Genomic DNA, 23571 nt, shown 5'->3' on the forward strand with positions numbered 1-23571 from the left:
ACGATCCGACTACTAGCCCGCCCCTATGCCCTGAATACGGTTAACCGGTTGGAAACGATAGCGGGACGGAGGGGAATTTAAGCGCCTTCCTGCGGTAGAGCCCCTCTCCCGCCGGGAGAGGGTTAGCGGCGGCCGATGCGCTTGATTTCCCAGTCCAGTTGGACGCCGGTCTTGGCCAGGACGTCGGCGCGGACGGCTTCGCCCAGACCTTCGATGTCGGCGGCGGTGGCCTCGCCCGGGTTGATCATGAAGTTGGAGTGCAGCTCGCTGAACTTGGCCCCTCCCCCGGTTTCGGCGCGCAGCTTGCCGCGCCAGCCGGCCTCGTCGACCAGCTTCCACGAGGAATGACCTTCGGGGTTCTTGAAGGTCGAGCCGCCGGTCTTTTCGCGGATCGGCTGGGTCGTCTCGCGGCGGCTGGTGATCTCGTGGATGCGGGCGGAAACGGCCTCGGGTGCGTCGGGCGTCCCGCGATAGGTCGCCTCCATCCAGATGACCCCCGCCGGAGCGTTGGAGTGGCGGTAGGTGTAGCCGAAGTCGGCCAGCGTCAGCTCGATCCGCTCGCCCTGACGGTTCAGACCCCAGGCCGAGACCAGAACGTCCTGGGTTTCCGCGCCATAGCAGCCCGCGTTCATGGTCAGGGCGCCGCCGATAGTGCCGGGGATGCCGGCGTAGAACTCCAGCCCGGCGATGCCCGCCTTGGCCGAGGCCTTGGCCACCATGGAATCCAGCGCGCCCGCGCCCGCCGTGATGGTGTCGCCCTCGGTCGTGATGGCGGCGAAAGCGCGCCCCGCCAGACGAATGACCACGCCCTCGACCCCGCCGTCGCGGACGATCAGGTTGGAGCCGACGCCGATGATGGTGACAGGTACGCTTTCGGGCAGGGCCTTGAGGAAGTCGGCCAGGTCTTCCGCGTCCGCCGGAATGAACAGGGCGTCCGCCGCCCCGCCGACGCGGAACCAGGTGTAGGGGCCCAGCGGTTCGTTCAGCAGCAGCTTGCCGCGCACGGTGGGGAGGTTATCGCGCCAGGACATCGTTATTTCCGCTCATCCCCGCGGAGGCGGGGACCCAGTAAGAGCTACTGCGATGCCCGGTTGGGCATTTCCGCGCAAGACCCTGAGCGTCGCGGCTGGAGGCCAAAGCACTGGGTCCCCGCCTCCGCGGGGATGAGCGGATGGTGGAAAGCTTTATGCGAGGGCTTCGAGTTGCGCCGGCAGGGCGTAGGCCCAGCTGGTGATGTCGCCGGCGCCCAGCAGGACGACCAGATCGCCCGGTTTGGCCTCATCCTTGATGACGCGCGGCAGGACGGCGGCGTTTTCCAGGGCGGCGACGTTGCGGTGGCCGTAGCGGCGGATGCCGTCAGCCAGGGCGTGCTTGTCCACGCCCTCGATCGGCTGTTCGCCCGCCGGATAGACGTCGGCGACCAGAACGGCGTCGGCGTCCGAGAAGCAGGTCGAGAACTCCTCCATCAGATCGCGCAGGCGAGTGTAGCGGTGCGGCTGGACCACGGCGATGACGCGGCCGGGGGCGTCGGCGGACTGGACCACCTGACGCGCGGCCTTGAGCACGGCGGCGATCTCGACCGGGTGATGGCCATAGTCGTCGATGACGCGCACGCCGCCGACGACGCCCGTGGTGGTGAAGCGGCGCTTGACCCCTCCGAAGCCGGCCAGACCGGCGCGCAGGGCGTCGTCGTCCACGCCCAGCTCACGCGCCACGGCGATGGCGGCCAGGGAGTTGGACACATTGTGCCAGCCGGCCATGGGCAGATAGAGGCCCTCGATGCGGATCGGCTCGTCCAGGGCGGCCAGACCCTGGCCCTGCACCACCACGTCGAAACGGGCGCCGTCGGGCGACATCTGCACGTTCTCGGCGCGGACCATGGCCTGGGGGTTCAGGCCGTAGGTGACGAGGCGGCGGTTGTCGATCTGGGCCGCCAGCTTCTGCACTTCCGGGTGGTCCAGACAGACCACGCCGAAACCGTAGAAGGGAATGTCCTCGATGAAGTCGCAGAAGGCCTTCTTGACCGCGTCAAAGTCGCCGTAGTGGTCCAGGTGCTCCGGGTCGATATTGGTGATGATCGCCACGGTGCATTTCAGGCGCAGGAAGCTGCCGTCGCTCTCGTCGGCCTCGACCACGATCCAGTCGCCCTCGCCCACCTTGGCGTTGGTGCCGTAGGCGTTGATGATGCCGCCGTTGACCACGGTGGGGTCCAGACCCGCCGCGTCCAGCAGGGCCGCGACCATCGAGGTCGTCGTGGTCTTGCCGTGGGTGCCGCCGACGCCGATCGAGAACTGCAGGCGCATCAGCTCGGCCAGCATCTCGGCCCGGCGGACCAGGGGAATGCGGCGCTCGCGCGCGGCGACCAGTTCGGGGTTCGTCGCCTTGACCGCCGTGGAATAGACCACCGCCGAGACGCCCTCGGTCACATGGGCGGCGTCGTGGCCGATGTAGATGCGGGCGCCCAGGCGCTCCAGCCGCTCGGTGTTGGCGCTCGCCTTGGCGTCCGAGCCCGACACCTGATAGCCGATCTTCAGCATGATCTCGGCGATGCCGCTCATGCCGATGCCGCCGATACCGACGAAGTGGACAGGCCCAAGGGCGAACGGAACGGGACGGAGGCGTGCGATCATCCCAGCGCATTAGCAAGCCGCGCGTCTGATTGCACGACCCTGTTTCCTTCCCCCTCGCAAAGGCAAAGACGGCCTCATTTCATCGCTCGTCCCGGCGAAGGCCAGGATCCAGATTGTAGGGCGCGCCGTGACAGCACGTGAGGCGATAGCGTCCTTTGAGGCCAGCGCCTCCGCCATATGATCTGGATCCCGGCCTTCGCCGGGATGGGCGGATTTTGGGCGGCGCGCCTCCAATCAAATTCCCTCAGTCTGACCGGATCTTAAGTTTGGTTACTTCGCCTTAACCGTAAGGATTCACCATAAGCCCATCATCTGTCCGGGGCCGCTTTTTCCATGTCCGAGTTGAAGACCGACGTCATCCTGCGTGGCGACTGCATCGAGGTGCTGAAGGGCCTGCCGGACAAGTCGGTAGACATGGTCTTCGCCGACCCGCCCTATAACCTGCAGCTGGGCGGCGACCTGCTGCGTCCGGACAATTCCAAGGTCGATGCGGTCGATGACGACTGGGACAAGTTCGACAGCTTCGCCGCCTATGACGCCTTCACCCGCGCCTGGCTGACCGAATGCCGTCGGGTGCTGAAGGACGAGGGTTCGCTCTGGGTCATCGGCAGCTACCACAACATCTTCCGCCTGGGCTCGGCGATGCAGGACCTGGGCTTCTGGGTGCTGAACGACATCATCTGGCGCAAGTCCAACCCCATGCCGAACTTCAAGGGCACGCGCTTCACCAACGCGCATGAGACCCTGATCTGGGCCGCCAAGTCGCGCGAGCAGAAGCGCTACACCTTCAACTACGATGCGCTGAAGGCCTTCAACGAAGACACCCAGATGCGCTCGGACTGGACCCTGGCTCTGTGCACCGGCAATGAGCGCCTGAAGGACGAGAACGGTGACAAGGCCCATCCGACCCAAAAGCCCGAGGCCCTGCTGCACCGGGTCATCCTGTCGGCCAGCCGCGTCGGCGATGTCATCCTGGACCCCTTCTTCGGCACCGGCACCACGGGCGCCGCCGCCAAGCGCCTGGGCCGTCACTTCATCGGCATCGAACGCGACGAAGGCTACGCCAAGGTGGCCGAGAAGCGCATCAAGGCCGTCATCCCCGCCGCGCCGGAGGACCTGGTCGTCACCGGCTCCAAGAAGGCCGAGGTCAAGGTGCCGTTCGGCGCCCTGGTCGAAGCCGGCCTGCTGGCCCCCGGCGACAAGCTGTATTGCCCCAAGGGCGACCATGAGGCCCGCGTGCGCGCCGACGGCTCGCTGGTGTCCGGCTCCATGAGCGGGTCGATCCACAAGCTGGGCGCCCTGCTGGAAAACGCCCCGGCCTGCAACGGCTGGACCTACTGGCGGTTCAAGACCGACACGGGTCTGCGCCCCATCGACGCCCTGCGCGCCGAAATCCGCGCCGGGATGCAGTAGGCGCAAACCCCAGCTGGGCGCACGACTATCGTTTCAGCCAAGCTGGAACCGCCGTTCATCGACCTGTGTTGAAGATTTCAGTGCGCCATCGGGGGCGTTGGAGTCATGCTATGAAGATTGCGCAGGTCACGCCCCTCTATGAGGCGGTGCCGCCCCGGCTTTACGGCGGCACCGAACGGGTCGTCGCCCATCTCACCGACGCCCTGGTCGATCTGGGCCATGACGTCACCCTGTTCGCCAGCGCCGAGGCCGAAACGCGGGCGCGCCTTATCCCCGTGCGCGATCAGGCGATCCGGCTGGATCCCGCGCCGCTCAAGTCCGACATGGCCGCCCACATGACCATGCTGGCCCAGGTGCTGGACCGAGCCGACGACTTCGACATCATCCACTTTCACACCGACATGGCCCACTTCCCCTTTTTTCAGGGGCTGGCCGACAAGACCATCACCACCCTGCACGGGCGCCTCGACCTGAAGGACCTGCCCGAGGTCTATGAGCGCTGGCCCCAGTTCGGCCTGGTCTCCATCTCCGATGATCAGCGCCGTCCCCTGCCCGGCGCTAACTGGAAGGCGACAGTGCATCACGGCATGCCGGGCGATCTCTATCGCTTCTCGCCGAAATCCGAAGGCTATCTGGCCTTCCTGGGCCGCATCTCGCCGGAAAAGCGCCCCGACAGGGCCATCGAGATCGCCACGCGCCTGGGCAAGCCGCTGAAGATGGCGGCCAAGGTGGACGCGGCGGACAAGGCCTATTGGGAGACGGTCATCCGGCCCTTGATCGACGGCAATCCCCTGATCGAGTTCGTCGGCGAAATCGGCGATGATCAGAAGTCGGCCTTCCTCGGCGGGGCCGAAGCCCTGTTGTTTCCTATCGACTGGCCCGAGCCCTTCGGTCTGGTGATGATCGAGGCCCTGGCCTGCGGCACGCCGGTCGTGGCCTTCCGCTGCGGCTCGACGCCCGAGATCATCGAGGATGGCGCCACCGGGTTCCTGGTCGACACCCTGGAGCAGGCGGTCGCGGCTGCTGCACAGGCGCAGGCGCTGGACCGCGAGGCCATCCGGGCGCGCTTCGATCTGCGCTTCTCGGCCACGGCCATGGCGCGGCGCTATCTCGACGTCTATGGCGACCTGCTGGCCCGCCGCCCGTTCGCCGCTCACGTTCTGGACAACGCTCCGATCCGCCCCCTGCGCGAGGAACGCAGTTTCGCTATCGGCGCCTGAACCCTTGGGCCGTTCGGCCATTTCCCTGAGGGGTCCTGAGCGAACTCCGCGCTGAAGCGAGGCAGACCATGGACGACGCCTATTCGGTCCAGACCACCGCCGCCGACAGCAGCGACCAGGACGGGCTGGAAACCCTGATGGCGCTGAAGGATCGCGACACCTTTCTGGTCGCGGACCACTGGGGCGACGTCAAGAGCGGCGCTGACGGCCTCTTCAATCAGGACACGCGGATGCTGTCGCACTTCGTCCTGACCGTGGGGCGGGCCCGGCCGTCGCGTCTCAGCTCCGGCGTGACCGAGGACAACGTCTTCTTCACCTGCCATTCGACCAACCGGCCCCTGCCGCCGATGGGCGGGCGCTCGGCCCCGGCGGGGGTGCTGCATCTGGAGCGGCGGCGCTTCCTCTGGGACCAGAGGCTCTTCGAGCGGGTGCGGATGGTCAACCACGGCATCGAGGACATCCTGTTGCCGCTGGCCTTCGAGTTCGGGGCCGACTTCGCTGATATCTTTCAGGTGCGCGGCACGCAGCGCGCGGCGCGCGGCGCGATACACGCCCCGGCTATGGACGGGCGTCGCGTCACCTTTGGCTACACCGGGCTGGATGATGTGGTGCGGACTAGTTGCCTGGCATTTTCAGAACCGCCGGCCCGCCTAAGCCCCAACCGGGCGGAGTTCATGTTCAGCCTGCCCAAGGGCAAGCGGCTGGACCTCTATATTGAGTGCGGACTGGACGTCTGCGATGCGCCCGACAAGGATCGTTGGCGCTGGAACTCGATCCAGGCGCGGCTGGCCATGCGCAAAAGAATGCGTCGAGGCGCCGGGGTGCAGGCCCCGCGCAATCCGCGCGTCAACGACTGGCTGACCCAGTCGCGCACCGATGTCGCGCTGCTGACCACCGACCTGCCGACCGGCCCCTATCCCTATGCCGGCGTTCCCTGGTTCTCGACGCCGTTCGGACGCGACGGCATCATCACCGCCTGGCAGATGCTGTGGATCGACCCCAGCCTGGCCAAGGGAGTGCTGACCTATCTGGCTTCGCGTCAGGCCACCGAGGTCAACGCCTTCATGGACTCCGCGCCGGGCAAGATCATGCACGAGACGCGCGGCGGCGAGATGAGCGCCCTGGGCGAGGTGCCGTTCGGCCTCTACTACGGCGGGGTCGACACCACCTGCCTGTTCATCGCCCTGGCCGGCGCCTACGCCAAACGCACCGGCGACATGGAGACGATCCGCGCCCTGTGGCCGAACCTCATCGCGGCGGCAGGCTGGATGATCGACTACGGCGACTCGAACGGCGACGGCCTGATCGACTACGCCCGGGCGGCGGATACCGGCCTGTCCAATCAGGGCTGGAAGGACAGCGAGGACTCGATCTTCTACAGCGACGGGCGCTTTCCCAAGGGGCCCATCGCCCTGCTGGAGGTCCAGGGCTACGCCTTCGCCGCCTGGAGGGCCCTGGCCGAAATGGGCGAACATCTGGGAGACGAGCGAGCGCCGCAATGGCGGGCGCGGGCGGACGCGGTGCGCGCCCTGGTCGAGGACCGCTTCTGGATGGAGGATGAAGGCTTCTACGCCATCGCTCTGGACGGCGACGGCGAGCAATGCCGCGCCATCGGCTCGAACGCGGGCCACCTGCTGTTCAGCGGCCTGCCCTCGCATGAGCGGGCGCGCCGGGTGACGCGGCGGATGCTGACCGCCGAGTTCCGTTCGGGCTGGGGTCTGCGGACCCTGGGCAAGGGCCAGACCCGCTTCAATCCGATGAGCTATCACAACGGCTCGGTCTGGCCGCACGACACGGCCATCGCGGCGGCGGGCATGGCCCGCTATGGCGAGCGTCGGGCGGTGGCCATGCTGCTGGGCGAAGTCTTTGGCGCGGCGGCGCATTTCCAGTTGCGCCTGCCCGAGCTGTTCTGCGGCTTCATCCGCGAAACGGGCGAACCGCCCATCGCCTATCCGGTCGCCTGCCTGCCCCAGGCCTGGGCGGCGGGGTCGGTCTTCCTGATGCTGCAGTCGGTCCTGGGAATTGACATCAGCGCCGGGGAGAACCTGGTCGAGGTCTTCACCCCCGCCCTTCCCATCGGCCTCGACCGGCTGAACGTGACCAACCTGGAGGTCGGAGGCGGCGTCATCGACCTGAACTTCCAGCGCCTGGACGGCCGCGTCGTCGTCATGTCCAGCGAGAAGAGCGGCGTGGTCAACCTGCGGGTGGCGGGCTAGGCGAGCCTGATCCCCTCCGAGCCGGCAGCGAGCGCTCAGCCGGCCAGACCGCGCTCCAGCGCCTTGCGGAACACGGTCGGCAGGGAGGCCAGGGCCTCGTCCGCCGAGGTCCAGACGAAGTCGCCCTCGCCTGCGCCGACATGGACGGTCAAGGTCAGGCTGAAGTGGGTGAAGACGTGCTCGACCGCGCCGGCCTCGGACCAGTCGGCGACGACGGGGGCGTGAAACACCGGCGTCGCGCTCCAGTCCGAGGTCGGCAGACCCAGCATCCCGCCCAGCAGCCCCTTGTCCGGGCGACGCACCAACCCGATCCGCCCCGCCGCGTCGCGCAGGACGAAGGCGTGGCCGTGGCGATGCGGGCGCTCGGCCTTCTTCGTTTTCAGCGGATAGCGGGCCGGTTCGCCGGTCTTCAGCCCCTCGCAGCCGAAGGCCAGGGGACAGAGTTCGCACGACGGCGATTTCGGCCGACAGACGCCGGAGCCGAGGTCCATCAGGGCCTGGGGCCAGTCGCCGGGGCGCTCGTCGCTGACGAAGAGGGCGGCCAGACGCTTCAGCTCGGGTCGGGCGGCGGGCAGCGGCGTCTCGACCGCGAACAGGCGGCTCATGACCCGCTCGACATTGCCGTCCACGACATTGGCGGGCCGGTCGAAGGCGATGGCGGCCACGGCGGCGGCGGTATAGGCGCCCACCCCCGGCAGGGCCAGAAGCGCCGCCTCGTTGTCAGGAAAGACCCCGCCATGTTCGCTCGCCACAGCGCGAGCGCAGGCCAGCAGATTACGGGCGCGGGCGTAGTAACCCAGCCCCGCCCAGGCGGCCATCAGGTCGGAATCTTCGACGGCGGCCAGGTTGCTGACCGTCGGCCAGCGGGCGGTGAAACGCTCGAAATAGGGGGCGGCGTGCGGCACCGTGGTCTGTTGGAGCATGACCTCGGACAGCCAGACCCGGTAGGGATCGGTGCGCATCCCCGACCCCGGCGGCGCGCGCCACGGCAGGCTGCGCGCATGGGCGTCGTACCAATCAAGCAGGGCGGCGCGGAGGGAAGAGACGTCAGGCATGGGTCGAGCTATATAGGAGGAATGCGTCGTCCTCTGCCCACCGAAAGCGAAGCCCGCGAAATCCTGGCCCGACGCCGGACGCGCCCGCCGCTGCGCCCGCCGCCCCCGGCCGGGCGATCGCTGGCCCCGCTGATCAAGAAGCTGGACGCCCAGTTCGGACGCGGCGCCGGCGCGCTGGAGCCGCGCTGGGTCGAGATCGTCGGCGAGCGCCTGGCCCGCGTCACCCGCCCGCAGAAGCTGACCAAGGGCCGCGGAACCGCCGGCGGCACGCTGGAACTGCGCGTGGCCGGACCCGCCGCCCTGCTGGTGCAGCATCAGTCCGAGGACATCATCCAGCGCGTGAACCTGTTCCTAGGGGCCGGATCGGTCGAGCGTCTGCGCATCGCCCAGGGCCCGGTCAAGCCCCTGCCCGTCGCCGGCGCCAAGCCCCGCGCGCGCGGCAAGAGGGTCCTGCCGCCCCTGCCCGCCTCGGTCGAAGCCGATCTGGCGAACTCTGTCGAAGACGCGCCCGACAGCTTGAAAGCCGCCCTGCGCAAGCTGGGCCGCGCCGTGCTGTCGCAGCCGCCGGAGAATGGACGCGGTTGACCGCTTGCGTGAGGACATGGACCGCGCATCAATAGACACGAACGCCGGCGGCTCCACGCTTCCTCATGCCCGGATGCACGAGGGCGCCGCAACGTTCAACAAACTGCGTCCGTATCTCCTCGGGGATGATCGGAACGTCCATGGTCGTTCCGTTGAACTTGAACGAAATCGGCGCGCCCAGGGCCAGGGGCTCAAGCACCTCGTCGGCAATCGCAAACCCATAGCCCAACATCGCCTTCTCTCCGGCGCCGCTCACCTCAGGAGAGCCCGTTCTCTCGGCACTGCCGATCCGTGTCTCGAGCGCGGGCTGGGGCCACGAATTTGCCGGGTCGAAGCCCCGCACGCTGACGCCGATCGAAACGGACTCACAGGAGAGGATCACCGTCGGCGTGTAAGCGCCCGGGCTTTGAGACGACGGCACAAGATACGTGATAGCCGGCACGCGGCTGGATAAAGACATGACCTGCCAATGGCTGCCCGCCCCGACGCCGTTGGCGGCGGGCAAAGGAAGAACAGGAGCCTTGCTCTCGGGCTTGTCCGACACCGCTGCGACCAGGGCAGCGATGCTCGCTGCGATAAGAACTCCAACGACCATAGCCGGCCTCCAAACTTTCGATGCCCATGCGCCACCCGCAGGGCGTGGTTCGGAGGGATGATCGCCCAGAGCTCCGCCTTCAATGCCGATTAATTTGGTTCGATTTTCTTGGGGAAGCCCCTGCTCTTGCTCACCGACCAGACGTGCAAGTTCTCGACTGCTGACCGCACCGGTTTTGCGTCGTGCCGAGCGGAGCCGCTCATTCACGACGTTCACTGACAGCCCCTCAGAAGTCGCTATCGTTTTCGCGGTGTGACCTTGAGCGAGAAGTCTCAACAGTCGGCGTTCTTGTTCCGTCAGGCGGACAAGCTGTGGGGTCACGGCAGAACTACCATAATTTGCATCTCGACTCTTTTAGGTCGCGATCGCCCCCGCTCAATCCAATATCCTTGCGGAATGGGTCCGATTTTTTTGTGAGATGGACATGACGAGCTCGTCAAGCCGAGCTTGTCATTCACGAGGTTTCCCCGGCGGCCATAGGTCCCGCCCCGCGCTGAACGCTTGGCTTTGAGGCCTCCGATAGGATATCCGCGACATTCGCGGCCTAATATGGCCGCATCTGTTTTCGACAAATAACCGGATTGCGCGCGTCCGATGGATCGCGTCATTCTTCAACGTCACAGTATCTCGACCAAGGACGATCCATGGCTACGTTCCGTTACGCTTCGATGAGCCGCCGCGCGGCCCTGACCGCCGCCGCCCTGGCCGCCATGGCCACGGTCGCAGGCTGCACCGCCAAGACCGGCGGCGAAGCCAAGGGCGACATGGCCCTGGGCGCCGGGCCGGACGCCAAGGTCACGGTCGTGGAATACGCCTCGATCACCTGCGGCCACTGCGCCGTCTGGAACGACGAGGTCTGGCCCGAGTTCAAGACCAAGTATGTAGACACCAAGAAGGTTCGCTACGTCTTCCGCGAATTCCCCACCCCGCCGCAGGACATCGCCGTCGCCGGCTTCCTGATCGCGCGCTGCGCCGGTGAGGACAAATACTTCGACGTCATGCACGACATCATGGCCAGCCAGAAGGAATGGGCCGCCGGCGTTCCGCCGCGCACCACCCTGTACCGCACCGCCGCCGCCGCCGGCCTGAGCCAGGAGCAGACCGAGGCCTGCATCACCGACAAGGCGGCTATCGAAGAGATGAGCAACCGCATCAAGGCCGGCATCGACGCCGGCGTGGACAGCACGCCGACCTTCATCATCAACGGCGTCAAGGTTCTGGACAGCAGCCTGTCGGGCCTGTCGGAAGCCATCGACGCGGAACTGGCCAAGAAATAATTTCAACCAAGCGGGGGCGTGGACATGTTGAGGAAGCTGGCAGGGGCTGCGGCCCTGAGCGTCGTACTGGCGCTGGCGGGCTGTAGCGGCAAGGACGCGGCCCCCGCCGAGGGCGACATGGCCCTGGGCGCGCCCGAGGGCGCCAAGGTGACGGTGGTCGAATACGCCTCCGTCACCTGCTCCGGATGCGCCGCCTGGAACGAGCAGGTCTGGCCCCAGTTCAAGGCCAAGTACGTGGACACCGGCAAGGTGCGCTACGTCTTCCGCGAATTCCCCACCCCGCCGCAGGACGTGGCGGTGGCCGGCTTCCTGGTGGCGCGCTGCGCCGGCGAGGACAAATACTTCCACGTCATCGACCAGATCATGCGGTCCCTGCCGGAAATGCATGCCGGAACGCCGCCGCGCGACATCCTGCTGCGCACGGCGCGGGAGGCCGGGTTGAGCGAAGCCCAGTTCCAGACCTGCGTGGCCAACCCCGAGGCCGTCGCCGCGATGGAACAACGCATCAAGGCCGCGCGAGACGCCGGCGTGACCGGCACCCCGACCTTCATGGTAAACGGCCAAACGGTCGACAGCTCGCTGGACAGCCTGTCGCAACGCATCGATTCCCTTCTGGTGACGAAATGAAGATGAAGACCCTGTGGCGCGCCCTGCCTTTGACGGCGGCGCTGATGACCGCCGCGCCGGCCCTGGCCGCTGAACCCGCGCCCGCAGCAGCCGCCCCGGTCCCCGCTGTGACCGCCGCCGACCGCGTGCTGGGCCGCGCCGACGCGCCGGTGACGGTGATCGAATACGCCTCCTTCACCTGCAGCCACTGCGCCGACTGGACCAACGACGTCCTGCCGACCTTCAAGGCTCGCTATATCGACACGGGCAAGGTCAGGCTGGTGTTCCGCGACCTGCCGACCCAACCGGCCCAGGTCGCCGCCACCGCCGCCGCCATCGGCCGCTGCGCCGCGCCGGGCAAGTTCTTCGAGGTGGCTCAGCACTTCATGGCCGGTCAGGCCGCCGCCTTCGCCAGCGGCGACGCCCGCGACTGGTACATGGGCGCCATCGCCGTCAGCGGCCGCACCCAGCCGCAGATCGAAGCCTGCCTCGCCGACCCCGCCACCCAGCAAACCATGCAACGCGACGTTGAAGGCGCCATCGCCGCGGGCGTCGAGGGCACCCCGTCCTTCTTCGTCAACGGCAAGCGTGTCGCGGACCATTCGATCGAAACCCTGTCGGCGGCCATAGACCCGCTGCTCAAGGGGCGCTAAGCCCCCGCCGATGCAGTTCCAGAGACTGAAGCTCGTCGGCTTCAAATCCTTCGTCGACGCGGCGGAAGTTCAAATCGAGGCCGGCCTGACCGGGGTGGTCGGGCCGAACGGCTGCGGCAAGTCCAACGTGCTGGAAAGCCTGCGCTGGGTCATGGGCGCCAACTCGGCCAAGGCCATGCGCGGCCAGGGCATGGACGACGTCATCTTCGCCGGGGCCGCAGGCCGTCCGCCGCGCAGCCACGCCGAAGTCGTCCTGACCATCGACAACGCCCAGAAGCGCGCGCCCCAGCCCTTTACCGACTCTCCCGTCTTGGAGGTGTCGCGCCGCATCGACCGCGGCCAGGGCTCGACCTATCGCATCAACGGCAAGGAGGTCCGCGCTCGCGACGTCCAGCTGCTGTTCGCCGACGCCTCGACCGGGGCCAACAGCCCGGCACTGGTGCGTCAGGGCCAGATTTCCGAACTGATCGCCGCCAAGCCGCAGAACCGTCGGCGGATTCTGGAAGAGGCCGGCGGCGTGGCGGGTCTGCACACGCGCCGTCACGAGGCCGAGTTGCGCCTGAAAGCCGCAGAGACCAACCTCGACCGGCTGGACGACATCGGGCGCGAGCTGGAGACGGCGCTGAACCGGCTGAAGCGCGAGGCGCGTCAGGCCGAGAAGTACAAGAAGATCTCGGCCGAGATCCGCGCCCTGCAGGCCGCCCTTCTCTATGTGCGCTGGAACGACGCCAAGGCCGCGGCCGAGGTCGCGGCTCAGGAACTGCGCGACGCCGACCGCGCCGTGGCCGAGGCGGGCGCCGCCGCCACCAAGGCCGAGGCCGAGGCCCTGAAGGCGCAGGAGGCCATGAAGCCCGCGCGCGAAGAGGACGCCGTCGCCGGCGCCCTGCTGCATCGGGCGACGCTGGAACGCGACCGCCTGGACATGGCCGAACAGGCCGCCCGCGCCGAGGTGGATCGCCTGAAGGCCGAAGCGGCGCGCATCAGCGCCGATGTCGAGCGCGAAGAGGGCATGGCCGCCGACGCCCGGCGCGAGCTGGACCGGCTGGACCACGAACTGACCAAGCTGAAGGCTGAGATCGCCGCCGCGCCGGAGCGCGGCCCGGAGCTTGAAAAGGCGCTGCTGGTCGCTGAGGACGCGCGCAAGGCCGCCGACGGCGAGGTCGAACGGCTGGCCGGGACCCTGGCCGCCGTCGAGGCCCGCGCCAACGCCGAGAGCGCCCGCAAACGCGACGCCGAGGCCCGTCTGGCTCGCGTCGTCGGCCAGTTCGAGCAGGCCAAGCGCGAACGCGAGGCCCTCGGTTCGCTCGAAACGCCTGAACTGGCCGTCGCCCGCACGGCGCTCGAAACGGCGCAGGCCGAGCTGACCGCCGCCCGCGAAGCGGTCGAGGCCGCGGAAGCCGCGCGCGGCGATCTGGCCCGCGCCGAGGCCGAGGCCCGCACCCATGCCCGCGCCGCCGAGGACCGTCTGGGCCGGTTGCAGACCGAGGCGCGCGGACTGGCCCAGCTGCTGGTCACCGGCAAGCGCGACCACCCGCCCGCGCTGGACAAGGTGTCAGCGGCCAAGGGCTATGAGGCCGCGCTGGCCGCCGCGCTGGGCGACGATCTGGACGCCGCGCTGGACGCCCGCGCCGCCGCCCACTGGGCCGGGGCCGATGCGCCCTCGCCGGTCTGGCCCCAGGGCGTAAGCCCGCTGGCCGCCCACGTGACCGCCCCCGCCGAACTGGCCGCACGTCTGGCCCTGTGCGTCGTCGCCAGCCAGGCCGACGCGCCGCGCCTGGCCAAACAACTGCCCCCAGGCGCCCGCCTGGTGACGGTCGAGGGCGACCTCTATCGCTGGGACGGCTTCGTCAGCCGCGCCGAGGCCCCGCGCCCCGCCGCCGTGCGACTGGCCCAGCGTACGCGTCTGGCCGAGCTGGAAGCCGAGATCGACACGGGCAAGCCCGCGCTGGAAACCGCGCAACTCGCTCAGAAGACCGCGACCGAAGCCTTCCGCGCTGCCGAAGAGGCGGTGAAGACCGCCCGCCTCAAGCCCTTCGCCGCCGACAAGGCCGTGACCGCCGGACGAGACCGCGTCGAAAGCCTGATGCGCGACCAGACCCGGCGCGAGGCCCGCGCCCAGGCGCTGGACGAGACCGTCGCCCGGCTGGACGGCGAGGTGGCCGAGGCCAAGGCCGCGCTGGAGGCCGCGCAGTCGGTCGAGGCCCCGTCCGAAACCATCGCCGGCCTGCGCGACGAGCTGGCCGCCGCCCGCGTCGCCGCCGACGCCGCCCGCCAATCCGCCCAGACCGCCCGCTCGACCCGTGACGAGGAAGCGCGCGACCGCGCCGGACGCGAACAGCGCCTGGGCAGCCTGACCCGCGCCCACGCCGGCTGGGCCGGGCGCTCCAAGGACAGCGCCGCCCGCGTCGCCGCCCTGGCCAAGGACGCCGACAAAACCTCAGCCCTGCTGAAACAGGCCGAGATCGCGCCGCAGGGTTTCGCCGAGCAGCGAGGGGCCCTGATGGACGCCCTGATCGCCGCCGAGACGCGCAAGAGCGCCGCCGCCGAGGCCCTGTCTCTGGCCGAGAGCACGGCGAGCGACAGCGACCGCGCCAGTCGCGCCGCCGAGGCCGCCGCCGGCGCCGCGCGCGAGGCCCGCGCCGGTCTGGCCGTCCGCGCCGAGGCGGCCTCTGAACGTCTGGTCGAGGCCGAAGCTACCCTGCGCGAGACGGCGCAGATGTCGCCGGATGAGCTGGGCCAGAAGCTGCTCGACGACGCCATCGCCCGCCCGCGCGACACCGCCGGCGCCGAGAGCCTGTTGTCCGGGCTGGAGCGCGAGCGCGAGGCCCTGGGCGCGGTGAACCTGCGCGCCGAGGAAGAGGCCGCCGAATACGGCGAGCGCCTGGGCGCCATGAAGTCCGAACGCATCGACCTGACCCAGGCGATCGCCAAGCTGCGCGACGGCATCGACGAGCTGAACGCCGAGGGCCGCGAGCGGCTGGTGGCGGCGTTCGACGTCATCAACGCCAACTTCAAGGCCCTGTTCGAAGCCCTGTTCGGCGGCGGTCAGGCTGAACTGAAACTGGTCGAGAGCGACGATCCCCTGGAAGCGGGCCTTGAGATCTACGCCTGCCCGCCCGGCAAGCGGTTGTCGGTCATGAGCCTGATGTCGGGCGGCGAGCAGGCCCTGACGGCGGCGGCCCTGATCTTCGGCGTCTTCCTGGCCAACCCGGCGCCGGTCTGCGTGCTGGACGAGGTGGACGCGCCGCTGGACGACGCCAACGTCGACCGCTTCTGCCGGATGCTGCACGAGATGCGGTCGCGCACCGACACCCGCTTCATCGTCATCACCCACAACCCGGTGACCATGAGCCGGATGGACCGCCTCTACGGCGTCACCATGCCCGAACGCGGCATGAGCCAGCTGGTCAGCGTCAACCTGAACCAGGCCGAGCAGATCGTGGCGGGCTAACCTCTCGATCCTCCCCTGCGCAGCGGGGGAGGGGGACCATGCGCAGCATGGTGGAGGGGGCGAGACTGGGCGCCGAGGATTTTGGGATCAGGGCTGGGGTGGCGAGAACGCTTTGCCGAAGAGTTTGTAGCCGCCCCCTCCACCACTTCGTGGTCCCCCTCCCCCGTAAACGGCGGAGGATTCAGTGGGGCTTCTTCCGGCGTCGCATCGCGTCGCGCACGTCGCCCAGCGCAGGCCCGATCAGGAACCAGGGCTCGACGCAATAACGAGCGAACAGGCGTTTCGGGTCGGAGAACAGGCGGAACAGCCATTCGACGCCAAGCCGCCCCATCCAGCGAGGCGCCGCCTTCTGGACGCCGGCCTCATAGTCAAAGGCGGCGCCGACCGGCAGGATGACGGCATGAGGCAGGGCCTCGATGTTGTCGGCGATCCACAACTCCTGACGCGGCATGCCCATGCCGACGAACAGGACGTTCGGTTGGAACTCGCGCACGGCGGCAAGGATCGCGGTATTGCCCAGCGATCCCGGCGTGGCGTCGAAATAGCCGGAGAGGCCCTTGATCACGGCCCCCGGATAGCGCGCGCTCAGACGCTCCGCCGCCGTGGTCGCCACGCCGTCGGCGCCGCCGACATAGAGGACGCGCCAGCCCTTGCGGTTGGCCATGCTCCAGAACTGGTCGCGCCAGTCCAGATAGGTGCAGCGGTGGAAGGGGCGGCTGTGGAGGCCCAATATGCGGGTAAAGTGGATCAGCGGCGTGGAGTCCAGCTCCACCACATCGGCCATGTCGTACAGCCGCCGCATCCCCGGCGTGCGCGGCAGCAGATAGAGGCTATGCAGATTGTGGTTGGCGATGATGCTGCGCCGGCCCGCCTCGATGCAGCGTTCGACGTGCAGCAGGACTTCCTCGGGCCGCATCAGATCGACGGTCTCTCCCAAGATGCGGACGCGCTCTTCGGGGCGGCGTTGCTGCCGGAACGGGCGACGTTCGCGCGCCCGCCGGTCGGGCGGGGCGATGGCGGCGTCGGCTCCGTGCGGTTCCTGATACATGGCTTGGTTCTAGACGCCGCGTCTCAATACGTGGTTTGCGGATGCGGTTAACGACGGGACCATCAAATGCAACGCGCCTTCCTCGCAATTGCGGCCTTCTCCCTACTGGCGACATCCGCCGTAGCCCAGGACCACGCCCTGGTCCTGACCGGGGTCGGGCGCTTCGCGATCTTCGCCGACGCGGCCTCGATCACACCTGACGGAGACGGCGTGCGGATGCGGTCCCTACAGGTCAGTGAGGAGGACATGGCTATCGGCGATGTCGCCTATTCCGGCGGCTGGTCGTGGTGGCGGTTCGATTGCGCGGCCCAGACGGCGGACCGGCTGGACTTCGCCTCGCTGCGCGCGGACGGCGTCGAGGGGCCGATCACGCCGACAAAGTCGTCGCCCTACGCCATCGCGCCCGGCGGGGATGCGGCGGAACTGGCGGCGGTCGCGTGCGGGGCCGAAGTGGGGTCAGCGGATGCAACGACCGCCGCCGACGCGGTGCGGATCGGGCGCGAGCGGATGAAGGACTGAAGCGCCTCTCCCTCCCCTTCATGGGGAGGGTGGTCGCGGAGCGACCGGGTGGGGAGGGCGTGGCGATACTGGGCGCGGCGCTTGATTTGCCGAAGCGCCCCCACCCGGCCTCGCCCTTCGGGCTCAGCCACCCTCCCCATGAAGGGGAGGGAGAATTCGCTGTCCATTCCGATCCAGGTCCACCCGATCCCTCGGCAGGGCCTGGGGACATTCGTCGCGCATGAAGGCCAGCATCTTTTCACGCACCTCGCAGCGAAGGTCGAAGGCCAGCGAGGCGTTGCGGGCGCTGGTCAGACAGCGGACCTGGGCGACGCGGGCGGTGATGTCGGTGACCTGTAGCGACACCACGTCGCCGTCCCACAGGGGCGAGGCGTGGGCGATGGATTCCAGCTTGACCCGCAAGCGGTCGATCGGCGCCTCATAGTCCACATAGAGGAAGGCGACCCCGATCAGGCGGCTGTCGTCGCGAGTCCAATTCTGGAACGGCTTCTGGATGAAATAGGTCAGCGGCAGGATCATCCTGCGCCAGTCCCACAGCTTGACCACGACATAGGTCGAGGTGATCTCTTCCACCCGGCCCCACTCTCCCTCGACGATGACGGCGTCGTCCAGCCGGATCGGCTGGGCCGTGGCGATCTGGATGCCGGCGATCAGGTTGGTCAGGAAGGGTTGCAGCGCCAGACCGGCGACGATGCCCACGACGCCCGCCGAGGCCAGCAAAGACAGGCCCCACTGCCGCACGCCGGGAATGGTCATCAGCGCCAGCCCCAGCGTGATCAGGCCGATCAGGATGGCCGCAACCCTTTGCAGGATGCGCGTCTGGGTGATGTGCTTGCGGGCATAGAGGTTGTCCTCCGTGTCCATGTTGAACTTCTTCAGATGGACCACCGCGCCCATGTCCACCGCGCCGGCCAGAATCCAGCCGCACACCAGGATGAAGGCGAACAGCAGGGTCCGCCGGATGAAGAGCGAGGGTTCGGGGTCCAGCGGCGACACCGTGACGGCCAGGGCCAGGGCGATGATCATGACGGCGATGCGGACCTTGAGCCGGGCGCGGCCCAGCATGCCCTTCCAGAAGACGTCACGATTGCGCACGGCCAGCTTGAGCAGGGCGAACACGACCTGGTTCGCCGCCCAGCCGATGAAGACGAAGACGGCGGTGATGATCGAGATCACGGCCCATTCCGGCAGCCAGTAGAACTGGTTCCACAGGGCGAAGACTTTGTTGGTCAGGTTGGTCACGAACTGGGGCATGGCTTGACCATAGCCCTTCTCCCCGCCGGGGGAGAAGGTGGCTCGCGCAGCGAGACGGATGAGGGGGACGCCAAACGGCGACCACCCACGTCAATTCAGGTAGATGAGTACGCGTCCCCCTCATCCGAGCGGCTCTGCCGCCCACCTTCTCCCCCGAGGGGAGAAGGGATTTAGACGGCCGCCTCGACCAGATCGGCCAGGCGGGCGGCGGCGTCGGGAATGGCGACGGAGCGGGCGGCGGCGGACATGGCGGTCAGTTGCGCCGGGTCGGACAGGACGTCGTTCAGAGCGGCGGTCAGGCTGTCCACCGTCACGTCGTCCTCGGCTATCACGCAGGCGGCGCCGGCCTCGGACAGGGCGCGGGCGTTCAGGGTCTGGTGGTCGTCCATGGCGATCTTGAGCGGGATCAGGACGGACGGAAGCGCCGCGACGGCCAGTTCCGAACAGGTCGAGGCCCCGGCGCGGCCGATGACCAGATGCGCCCTGGACAGGCGGTCGGCCATGTCGCGGAAGAAGGGGGCGACCTCGGCGGCGATGCCGGCCTCCAAGTATATCTGACGCGCGCTTTCCAGGGTTTCGGGGCGCGACTGCTGCTGCACCTTCAGACGGCTGCGGATGGCCTCGGGCAATGCCGCAAGCGCGCGGGGGGCCGTTTCGGACAGGATGCGGGCGCCTTGGCTGCCGCCGGTCACCAGCACATGGATCGGGCCGTCGCCTTCGGGGGCGACATAGGCGCGGTCGAACAGGGCGCGGATATCTGGGCGAACCGGGTTGCCGACGACCTGGGCGCGGGCCTTCACCGCCTCGGGCGCGCGGCCCAGGGTCGGAAAGGCCGAGGCCACGCCGCCGACGCGCGGCGCCAGCATCCGGTTGGTGCGGCCCAGCACGGCGTTCTGTTCGTGGATCAGGGTCGGACGCTTCTGGAGGATGGCGGCGACCAGGGCCGGGGCCGACGGATAGCCGCCGAAGCCGACGACGACGTCAGCGCCGGTGCGGTCAAAGGCCGACCTGGCCTGTCCCACGCCGCGCATGATGGCCAGACCCGCCTTCAGCATCCCGATGGGACCGCTGCCGGTGGCGGCGTCCAGCGCCAGACGCTCCTCGGCGGGGAAGGCGTGGGCGTATTGCTCGCCGCGCGCGTCGGTGGCCAGAACCACGCGCCACCCGCGCGAGGCCAGTTCGCGGGCCAAGGCCTCCGCGGGGAACATGTGACCGCCAGTGCCCCCGGCGGCGACGACGCAGACCTTGTTCATGGCGGGTACTCTCTTACGGCAGCAGGCGACGACGCGGCGGGGAAATGTTGGAGCCCGGTTCATAGGCGCCCGGACGGCGCCGCGTCAGGGCCAGGGCGAAGCCCATGGTCAGGCCCATGGCCATCATCGACGAGCCGCCATAGCTGATGAAGGGAAGCGTCATGCCCTTGGTCGGGATCAGGTTCAGGTTCACCGCCACGTTGATGCAGGCCTGCAGCCCGATCAGCATGAAGAGGCCCGCCGCCGCCGTCTGCTCGAACGGGTCGTTCAGCTTCATCGCCTTCTTCATCCCGCGGATGACGATGAAGGCGTAGAGGCCGATCATGAACAGCGACAGGATCAGGCCGAACTCCTCGGCGCCGACCGAATAGATGAAGTCAGTGTGCAGGTCGGGCACCCGGCGCTTCATCACCCCCTCGCCGATGCCGCGCCCGATCAGGCCGCCGGCGCGGATGGCCTCGGAGGCGCGGTCGATCTGGTGGGTGTCGGTCGTCTCGGGCGACAGGAAGCGGCTGAGGCGGTCGCGCATGTGGCTGAAGGTGAAGTAGAGCGACACCACCCCGCCCGCGCCCATGGCGGCGATGACGGCCACCCATTTCAGCGGCACCCCGGCCATGAAGAAGACGGCCATGAAGGTGGTGGTGATCAGCAGGGTCTGGCCGATGTCCGGCTGAATCAGCAGCAGGCCGACCGTCAGGGCCCACAGGCCGAAGGCGATGCTGACGCCCGGAACCCCCTGCCCCTTCTGGGCCTCGGCGAACATCCAGGCGGCGAAGACGATCAGGCCGGGCTTGGCGAACTCGGACGGCTGCAGGCTGAACGGGCCGAGGTTCACCCAGCGCGCGGCGCCCTTCACAGTGTCGCCGATGAAGGGCAGGGCCGCCATGACCACGATGGCCCCGAACAGGGCCAGGACCGCGATCCGCCGCACCCCGCGCGGGGACAGCAGGGAGGTGGTCAGCATCAGGCCCGTGCCCATGCTGGCCCAGACGATCATCCGCCAGGAATAGTGGAAGGGATCGGTGATCGATTCATCGGCCAGGATGGCGGCGGGGCTGGAGGCGAAGCTGAGCGACACGCCCAGCGCCACCAGGGTCAGGGCGGCGCCCAGCAGGCCGCGATCCACGGTCCAGAACCAGCGCGCGATCAGGCTCTGATCATTGCGCGAGAAGGGATGGCTGTAGCTCTGGCTCATGCGGCGGGCTCAGGCTTGGCGCCCAGCGCCAGTACGGCGGCGCGGAAGGCTTCGCCCCGCACCTCGAAGTCAGGGAACTGGTCGAAGCTGGCGCAGGCGGGCGACAGCAGGACGACCTGCTCGCCGCCGGCTTTAGCGGCGTCGGCGGCAGCCATTTCGACGGCGCGCTCCATGGTGTGGGCGACGATGTGCGGGGTGTCGCCCAGGGTTTCGGCGAAGGCGTCGGCGGCTTCGCCGATCAGATAGGCCGTGGCGACGTGGGGGAAGAGGTCGCGCAAGCTGTCGATGCCGCCCTCCTTGGCCTTGCCGCCTGCGATCCAGAAGACGGAGGGATAGGAGGCCAGGGCCTGACGCGCGGCGTCGGCATTGGTGCCCTTGGAGTCGTTGATGAAGCGGACGCCGTCGAGGCTGCCGACGGCCTCCATGCGGTGCGCCAGACCGGGGAAGGTCAGCAGGCCCTCGACCGCCGCCTCGTGCGACACGCCGAGCGCGCGGGCGGCGGCGTAGGCGAAGGCGGCGTTCTGGGCGTTGTGACGACCGGGGAGCGAGCGGGCGGCGGAGAGGTCGACCAACACCTCGCCGTCCGCCGTCAGTACGCCAGGCGCAGCCTCAATCCCGCTCATCCCCGCGGAGGCGGGGACCCAGTTCTTTGGCTGCTTAGATTCGGCCAGCGTTGTGGACACGACTCTCACTGGGTCCCCGCCTCCGCGGGGATGAGCGGAGGTGGAAACCGTGCAGACCCGCCTTCCCTGCGCCCGCAAGTCCGCCGCGATCCCCTGCCCCCAGGCCTCGTCCACCCCGACCACGGCCAACGCATCCATGCCCTGCGCCTGGAAAATGCGGTGCTTGGCGGCGACATAGCCCTCCATGCCGCCGTGGCGGTCCAGGTGGTCGGGGCTGATGTTGGTCAGGATGGCGACGTCGGGCGCGAAGCTCGTGGTCAGGTCCAGCTGATAGGACGACACCTCGATGACATAGACGGCGTCCGGCGTCGGGGCCGGCAGGGCCAGAACGCCGATGCCGATGTTGCCGCCGATGTGGACGCTCAGACCCGCCGACTTCAGCACCCAGCCGATCAGGGCCGTGGTCGTGGACTTGCCGTTGGTGCCGGTGATGGCGACGACGCGGGGGCGCTGGCCTTGCGGCAAGGCGTCCAGGGCGCGCGCGAACAGCTCGACGTCGCCGATGACCGGCACGTCCGCCGCATGGGCGCGCTCGACGGTCCAGTGCGGCTTGGGATGGGTCAGGGGCGCGCCCGGCGACAGCACCAGGGCGGCGAAGCCCGACCAGTCGGCGCGGGTCAGGTCCTCGACAAGGAAGCCTTCCGCCTCGGCCTGCATCCGGCCCGAGACGCCGTCGTCCCACAGGACGGGGACGGCGCCGCCGGCCTGAAGCGCGCGCGCGGCGGTGATCCCGGATCGACCCAGGCCGAAGACCGCGACGCGTCTGCCCTCGAAGCCAGGAACCGGGATCATAGGATCAGCGCAGCTTCAGCGTGGCCAGACCGAGCAGCGCCAGCATGGCGGCGACGATCCAGAAGCGGATGACCACGGTGGATTCCGGCCAGCCCATCTTTTCGAAATGGTGGTGGATCGGGGCCATCAGGAAGATGCGCTTGCCGGTCAGCTTGAAGTAGCCGACCTGGATCATGACCGAGGCCGCCTCGACCACGAACAGGCCGCCGACGATGCCCAGCACCAGTTCGTGCTTGGTGGCCACGGCGATGGAGCCGAGCGCGCCGCCCAGGGCCAGGGAGCCCGTGTCGCCCATGAAGATCTTGGCCGGGGGGGCGTTGTACCAGAGGAAGCCCATGCCGCCGCCGATCATGGCGGCGCAGAAGATGGCGAGCTCGCCCGAGCCTGGCACGTGGTGAACCTGCAGATACTCGGCGAAGACGAAGTTGCCGACCAGATAGGAGATGATGCCGAAGGCGCCCGCCGCCATCATCACGGGCACGATGGCCAGGCCGTCCAGACCGTCGGTCAGGTTCACGGCGTTGGAGAAGCCGATGATGGTGAAGGCGGCGAAGGCCACATAGAACCAGCCGATGTTCAGCAGGACCGCCTTCAGGAAGGGGAAGGCGATCGAGGTCTCAAGCCCCGGAGAGGTCGGGGAATAGGTCATCCACACGACGGTCAGGATACCCGCGATCACGGCGACGACCGCCTGGGCCGCCAGCTTCTGTTTCGAGGTCAGGCCCGCCGAGGTCTGCTTGGTCACCTTGGCGTAGTCGTCGATGAAGCCCAGCACGCCGAACGCCGCCGTCACGCCAGAGACGATCCAGATATAGGGGTTGGTCAGGTCGCCCCAGAGGAAGACGGCGACGCCGATGCCCGCCAGGATCATCAGCCCGCCCATCGTGGGGGTGCCGACCTTGGACAGGTGCGACACCGGGCCGTCCTCGCGGATCGGCTGGCCGCGCCCCTGCTTGGCGCGGATCCAGTTAATGAAGCGGCTGCCCATGGCGACCGCGACGATCATGGCCGTGGCCATGGCCAGGGCGACGCGCACCGTCTGATACTGGATCAGGTGCAGCAGCGGATATTCCTGCGCAATGTCCGCGTAGTAGAGATAGAGCAGGTAGAACATTCTTGAGTGACC

19 protein-coding genes are annotated in these 23571 nt (G+C 68.5%); 9 read left to right on the top strand and 10 right to left on the bottom strand.

Annotated elements, in window-relative coordinates:
- Positions 1 to 122: 122 nt before the first annotated feature.
- The gene (murB, locus tag HNP51_RS08930) at positions 123 to 1031 is read right to left on the bottom strand and encodes a UDP-N-acetylmuramate dehydrogenase (RefSeq protein ID WP_184270317.1); all 909 of its coding nucleotides are present in this window, start codon (positions 1029 to 1031) and stop codon (positions 123 to 125) included.
- Between the two features lie 153 nt (positions 1032 to 1184).
- The gene (gene murC / locus HNP51_RS08935; RefSeq protein ID WP_184270314.1) at positions 1185 to 2630 is read right to left on the bottom strand and encodes a UDP-N-acetylmuramate--L-alanine ligase; all 1446 of its coding nucleotides are present in this window, start codon (positions 2628 to 2630) and stop codon (positions 1185 to 1187) included.
- Positions 2631 to 2963: 333 nt separating this feature from the next.
- Here murC and HNP51_RS08940 point away from each other — a divergent pair, with 333 nt between their 5' ends.
- The 3 genes from HNP51_RS08940 (at position 2964) to HNP51_RS08950 (ending at position 7479) form a co-directional block, all read left to right on the top strand.
- A complete protein-coding gene (locus tag HNP51_RS08940; protein WP_184270311.1) occupies positions 2964 to 4043 on the top strand; it encodes a site-specific DNA-methyltransferase in 1080 nt (359 codons plus the stop codon).
- Between the two features lie 110 nt (positions 4044 to 4153).
- Positions 4154 to 5263 carry a glycosyltransferase family 4 protein gene (locus tag HNP51_RS08945; protein WP_184270308.1) on the top strand — a complete coding sequence of 370 codons (1110 nt, stop codon included), beginning with the start codon at positions 4154 to 4156 and terminating at the stop codon, positions 5261 to 5263.
- Between the two features lie 68 nt (positions 5264 to 5331).
- Entirely contained in the window at positions 5332 to 7479 is a 2148-nt protein-coding gene (locus HNP51_RS08950; RefSeq protein ID WP_184270304.1) for an amylo-alpha-1,6-glucosidase, read from the top strand.
- 35 nt (positions 7480 to 7514) lie between these two features.
- On the opposite strand, the gene mutY is transcribed toward HNP51_RS08950, so the two are convergent.
- Positions 7515 to 8534 (bottom strand): A/G-specific adenine glycosylase, encoded by a 1020-nt coding sequence (gene mutY, locus HNP51_RS08955; protein WP_184270302.1) that lies wholly within the window; start codon positions 8532 to 8534, stop codon positions 7515 to 7517.
- 21 nt (positions 8535 to 8555) lie between these two features.
- On the opposite strand from mutY, the gene HNP51_RS08960 reads away from it, so the two are divergent.
- On the top strand, positions 8556 to 9119 hold the full coding sequence (locus tag HNP51_RS08960; RefSeq protein WP_184270299.1) for a DUF721 domain-containing protein: 564 nt from the start codon (positions 8556 to 8558) through the stop codon (positions 9117 to 9119).
- A 28-nt stretch (positions 9120 to 9147) separates the two neighbouring features.
- On the opposite strand, the gene HNP51_RS08965 is transcribed toward HNP51_RS08960, so the two are convergent.
- Positions 9148 to 10035 (bottom strand): helix-turn-helix transcriptional regulator, encoded by an 888-nt coding sequence (locus tag HNP51_RS08965; RefSeq protein WP_311769945.1) that lies wholly within the window; start codon positions 10033 to 10035, stop codon positions 9148 to 9150.
- A gap of 323 nt (positions 10036 to 10358) precedes the next feature.
- On the opposite strand from HNP51_RS08965, the gene HNP51_RS08970 reads away from it, so the two are divergent.
- Genes HNP51_RS08970 through HNP51_RS08985 form a run of 4 tightly spaced genes read left to right on the top strand, consistent with a single transcriptional unit; the run spans position 10359 to position 15701 of the window.
- Positions 10359 to 10991: a DsbA family protein gene (locus tag HNP51_RS08970; RefSeq protein WP_184270292.1), complete on the top strand. Its 633-nt coding sequence runs from the start codon at positions 10359 to 10361 to the stop codon at positions 10989 to 10991.
- A gap of 24 nt (positions 10992 to 11015) precedes the next feature.
- Positions 11016 to 11618: a DsbA family protein gene (locus HNP51_RS08975; protein WP_184270289.1), complete on the top strand. Its 603-nt coding sequence runs from the start codon at positions 11016 to 11018 to the stop codon at positions 11616 to 11618.
- Positions 11615 to 12250: a DsbA family protein gene (locus HNP51_RS08980; protein ID WP_260398441.1), complete on the top strand. Its 636-nt coding sequence runs from the start codon at positions 11615 to 11617 to the stop codon at positions 12248 to 12250. The genes HNP51_RS08975 and HNP51_RS08980 overlap by 4 nt, the downstream gene beginning before the upstream one ends.
- A gap of 10 nt (positions 12251 to 12260) precedes the next feature.
- Entirely contained in the window at positions 12261 to 15701 is a 3441-nt protein-coding gene (locus tag HNP51_RS08985) for an AAA family ATPase (protein ID WP_184270286.1), read from the top strand.
- 181 nt (positions 15702 to 15882) lie between these two features.
- On the opposite strand, the gene HNP51_RS08990 is transcribed toward HNP51_RS08985, so the two are convergent.
- A complete protein-coding gene (locus HNP51_RS08990; RefSeq protein WP_184270283.1) occupies positions 15883 to 16749 on the bottom strand; it encodes a WecB/TagA/CpsF family glycosyltransferase in 867 nt (288 codons plus the stop codon).
- A gap of 66 nt (positions 16750 to 16815) precedes the next feature.
- On the opposite strand from HNP51_RS08990, the gene HNP51_RS08995 reads away from it, so the two are divergent.
- On the top strand, positions 16816 to 17268 hold the full coding sequence (locus tag HNP51_RS08995) for a surface-adhesin E family protein (protein ID WP_221415861.1): 453 nt from the start codon (positions 16816 to 16818) through the stop codon (positions 17266 to 17268).
- A gap of 123 nt (positions 17269 to 17391) precedes the next feature.
- Here HNP51_RS08995 and HNP51_RS09000 read toward each other — a convergent pair whose 3' ends face one another.
- The 5 genes from HNP51_RS09000 to mraY form a co-directional block, all read right to left on the bottom strand.
- A complete protein-coding gene (locus HNP51_RS09000) occupies positions 17392 to 18522 on the bottom strand; it encodes a mechanosensitive ion channel family protein (protein ID WP_184270279.1) in 1131 nt (376 codons plus the stop codon).
- Between the two features lie 170 nt (positions 18523 to 18692).
- The gene (murG, locus tag HNP51_RS09005) at positions 18693 to 19775 is read right to left on the bottom strand and encodes an undecaprenyldiphospho-muramoylpentapeptide beta-N-acetylglucosaminyltransferase (protein WP_184270275.1); all 1083 of its coding nucleotides are present in this window, start codon (positions 19773 to 19775) and stop codon (positions 18693 to 18695) included.
- 13 nt (positions 19776 to 19788) lie between these two features.
- Positions 19789 to 20970 (bottom strand): FtsW/RodA/SpoVE family cell cycle protein, encoded by a 1182-nt coding sequence (locus HNP51_RS09010; RefSeq protein ID WP_184270273.1) that lies wholly within the window; start codon positions 20968 to 20970, stop codon positions 19789 to 19791.
- The gene (gene murD, locus HNP51_RS09015; protein WP_184270271.1) at positions 20967 to 22445 is read right to left on the bottom strand and encodes a UDP-N-acetylmuramoyl-L-alanine--D-glutamate ligase; all 1479 of its coding nucleotides are present in this window, start codon (positions 22443 to 22445) and stop codon (positions 20967 to 20969) included. Before murD ends, HNP51_RS09010 begins: the two co-directional genes overlap by 4 nt.
- A gap of 4 nt (positions 22446 to 22449) precedes the next feature.
- On the bottom strand, positions 22450 to 23559 hold the full coding sequence (mraY, locus tag HNP51_RS09020) for a phospho-N-acetylmuramoyl-pentapeptide-transferase (RefSeq protein WP_184270269.1): 1110 nt from the start codon (positions 23557 to 23559) through the stop codon (positions 22450 to 22452).
- Positions 23560 to 23571 lie beyond the last annotated feature (12 nt).

The sequence above is a fragment of the Brevundimonas bullata genome, assembly GCF_014207965.1.
Lineage (GTDB): Bacteria > Pseudomonadota > Alphaproteobacteria > Caulobacterales > Caulobacteraceae > Brevundimonas > Brevundimonas bullata_A.

Bases quoted from the DNA above. Each gene is read 5' to 3' on its own strand.
- murB (WP_184270317.1), bottom strand. From the start codon at position 1,031: ATGTCCTGGCGCGATAACCTCCCCACCGTGCGCGGCAAGCTGCTGCTG.
- murC (WP_184270314.1), bottom strand. From the start codon at position 2,630: ATGATCGCACGCCTCCGTCCCGTTCCGTTCGCCCTTGGGCCTGTCCAC.
- HNP51_RS08940 (WP_184270311.1), top strand. From the start codon at position 2,964: ATGTCCGAGTTGAAGACCGACGTCATCCTGCGTGGCGACTGCATCGAG.
- HNP51_RS08945 (WP_184270308.1), top strand. From the start codon at position 4,154: ATGAAGATTGCGCAGGTCACGCCCCTCTATGAGGCGGTGCCGCCCCGG.
- HNP51_RS08950 (WP_184270304.1), top strand. From the start codon at position 5,332: ATGGACGACGCCTATTCGGTCCAGACCACCGCCGCCGACAGCAGCGAC.
- mutY (WP_184270302.1), bottom strand. From the start codon at position 8,534: ATGCCTGACGTCTCTTCCCTCCGCGCCGCCCTGCTTGATTGGTACGAC.
- HNP51_RS08960 (WP_184270299.1), top strand. From the start codon at position 8,556: ATGCGTCGTCCTCTGCCCACCGAAAGCGAAGCCCGCGAAATCCTGGCC.
- HNP51_RS08970 (WP_184270292.1), top strand. From the start codon at position 10,359: ATGGCTACGTTCCGTTACGCTTCGATGAGCCGCCGCGCGGCCCTGACC.
- HNP51_RS08975 (WP_184270289.1), top strand. From the start codon at position 11,016: ATGTTGAGGAAGCTGGCAGGGGCTGCGGCCCTGAGCGTCGTACTGGCG.
- HNP51_RS08980 (WP_260398441.1), top strand. From the start codon at position 11,615: ATGAAGATGAAGACCCTGTGGCGCGCCCTGCCTTTGACGGCGGCGCTG.
- HNP51_RS08985 (WP_184270286.1), top strand. From the start codon at position 12,261: ATGCAGTTCCAGAGACTGAAGCTCGTCGGCTTCAAATCCTTCGTCGAC.
- HNP51_RS08990 (WP_184270283.1), bottom strand. From the start codon at position 16,749: ATGTATCAGGAACCGCACGGAGCCGACGCCGCCATCGCCCCGCCCGAC.
- HNP51_RS08995 (WP_221415861.1), top strand. From the start codon at position 16,816: ATGCAACGCGCCTTCCTCGCAATTGCGGCCTTCTCCCTACTGGCGACA.
- HNP51_RS09000 (WP_184270279.1), bottom strand. From the start codon at position 18,522: ATGCCCCAGTTCGTGACCAACCTGACCAACAAAGTCTTCGCCCTGTGG.
- murG (WP_184270275.1), bottom strand. From the start codon at position 19,775: ATGAACAAGGTCTGCGTCGTCGCCGCCGGGGGCACTGGCGGTCACATG.
- HNP51_RS09010 (WP_184270273.1), bottom strand. From the start codon at position 20,970: ATGAGCCAGAGCTACAGCCATCCCTTCTCGCGCAATGATCAGAGCCTG.
- murD (WP_184270271.1), bottom strand. From the start codon at position 22,445: ATGATCCCGGTTCCTGGCTTCGAGGGCAGACGCGTCGCGGTCTTCGGC.
- mraY (WP_184270269.1), bottom strand. From the start codon at position 23,559: ATGTTCTACCTGCTCTATCTCTACTACGCGGACATTGCGCAGGAATAT.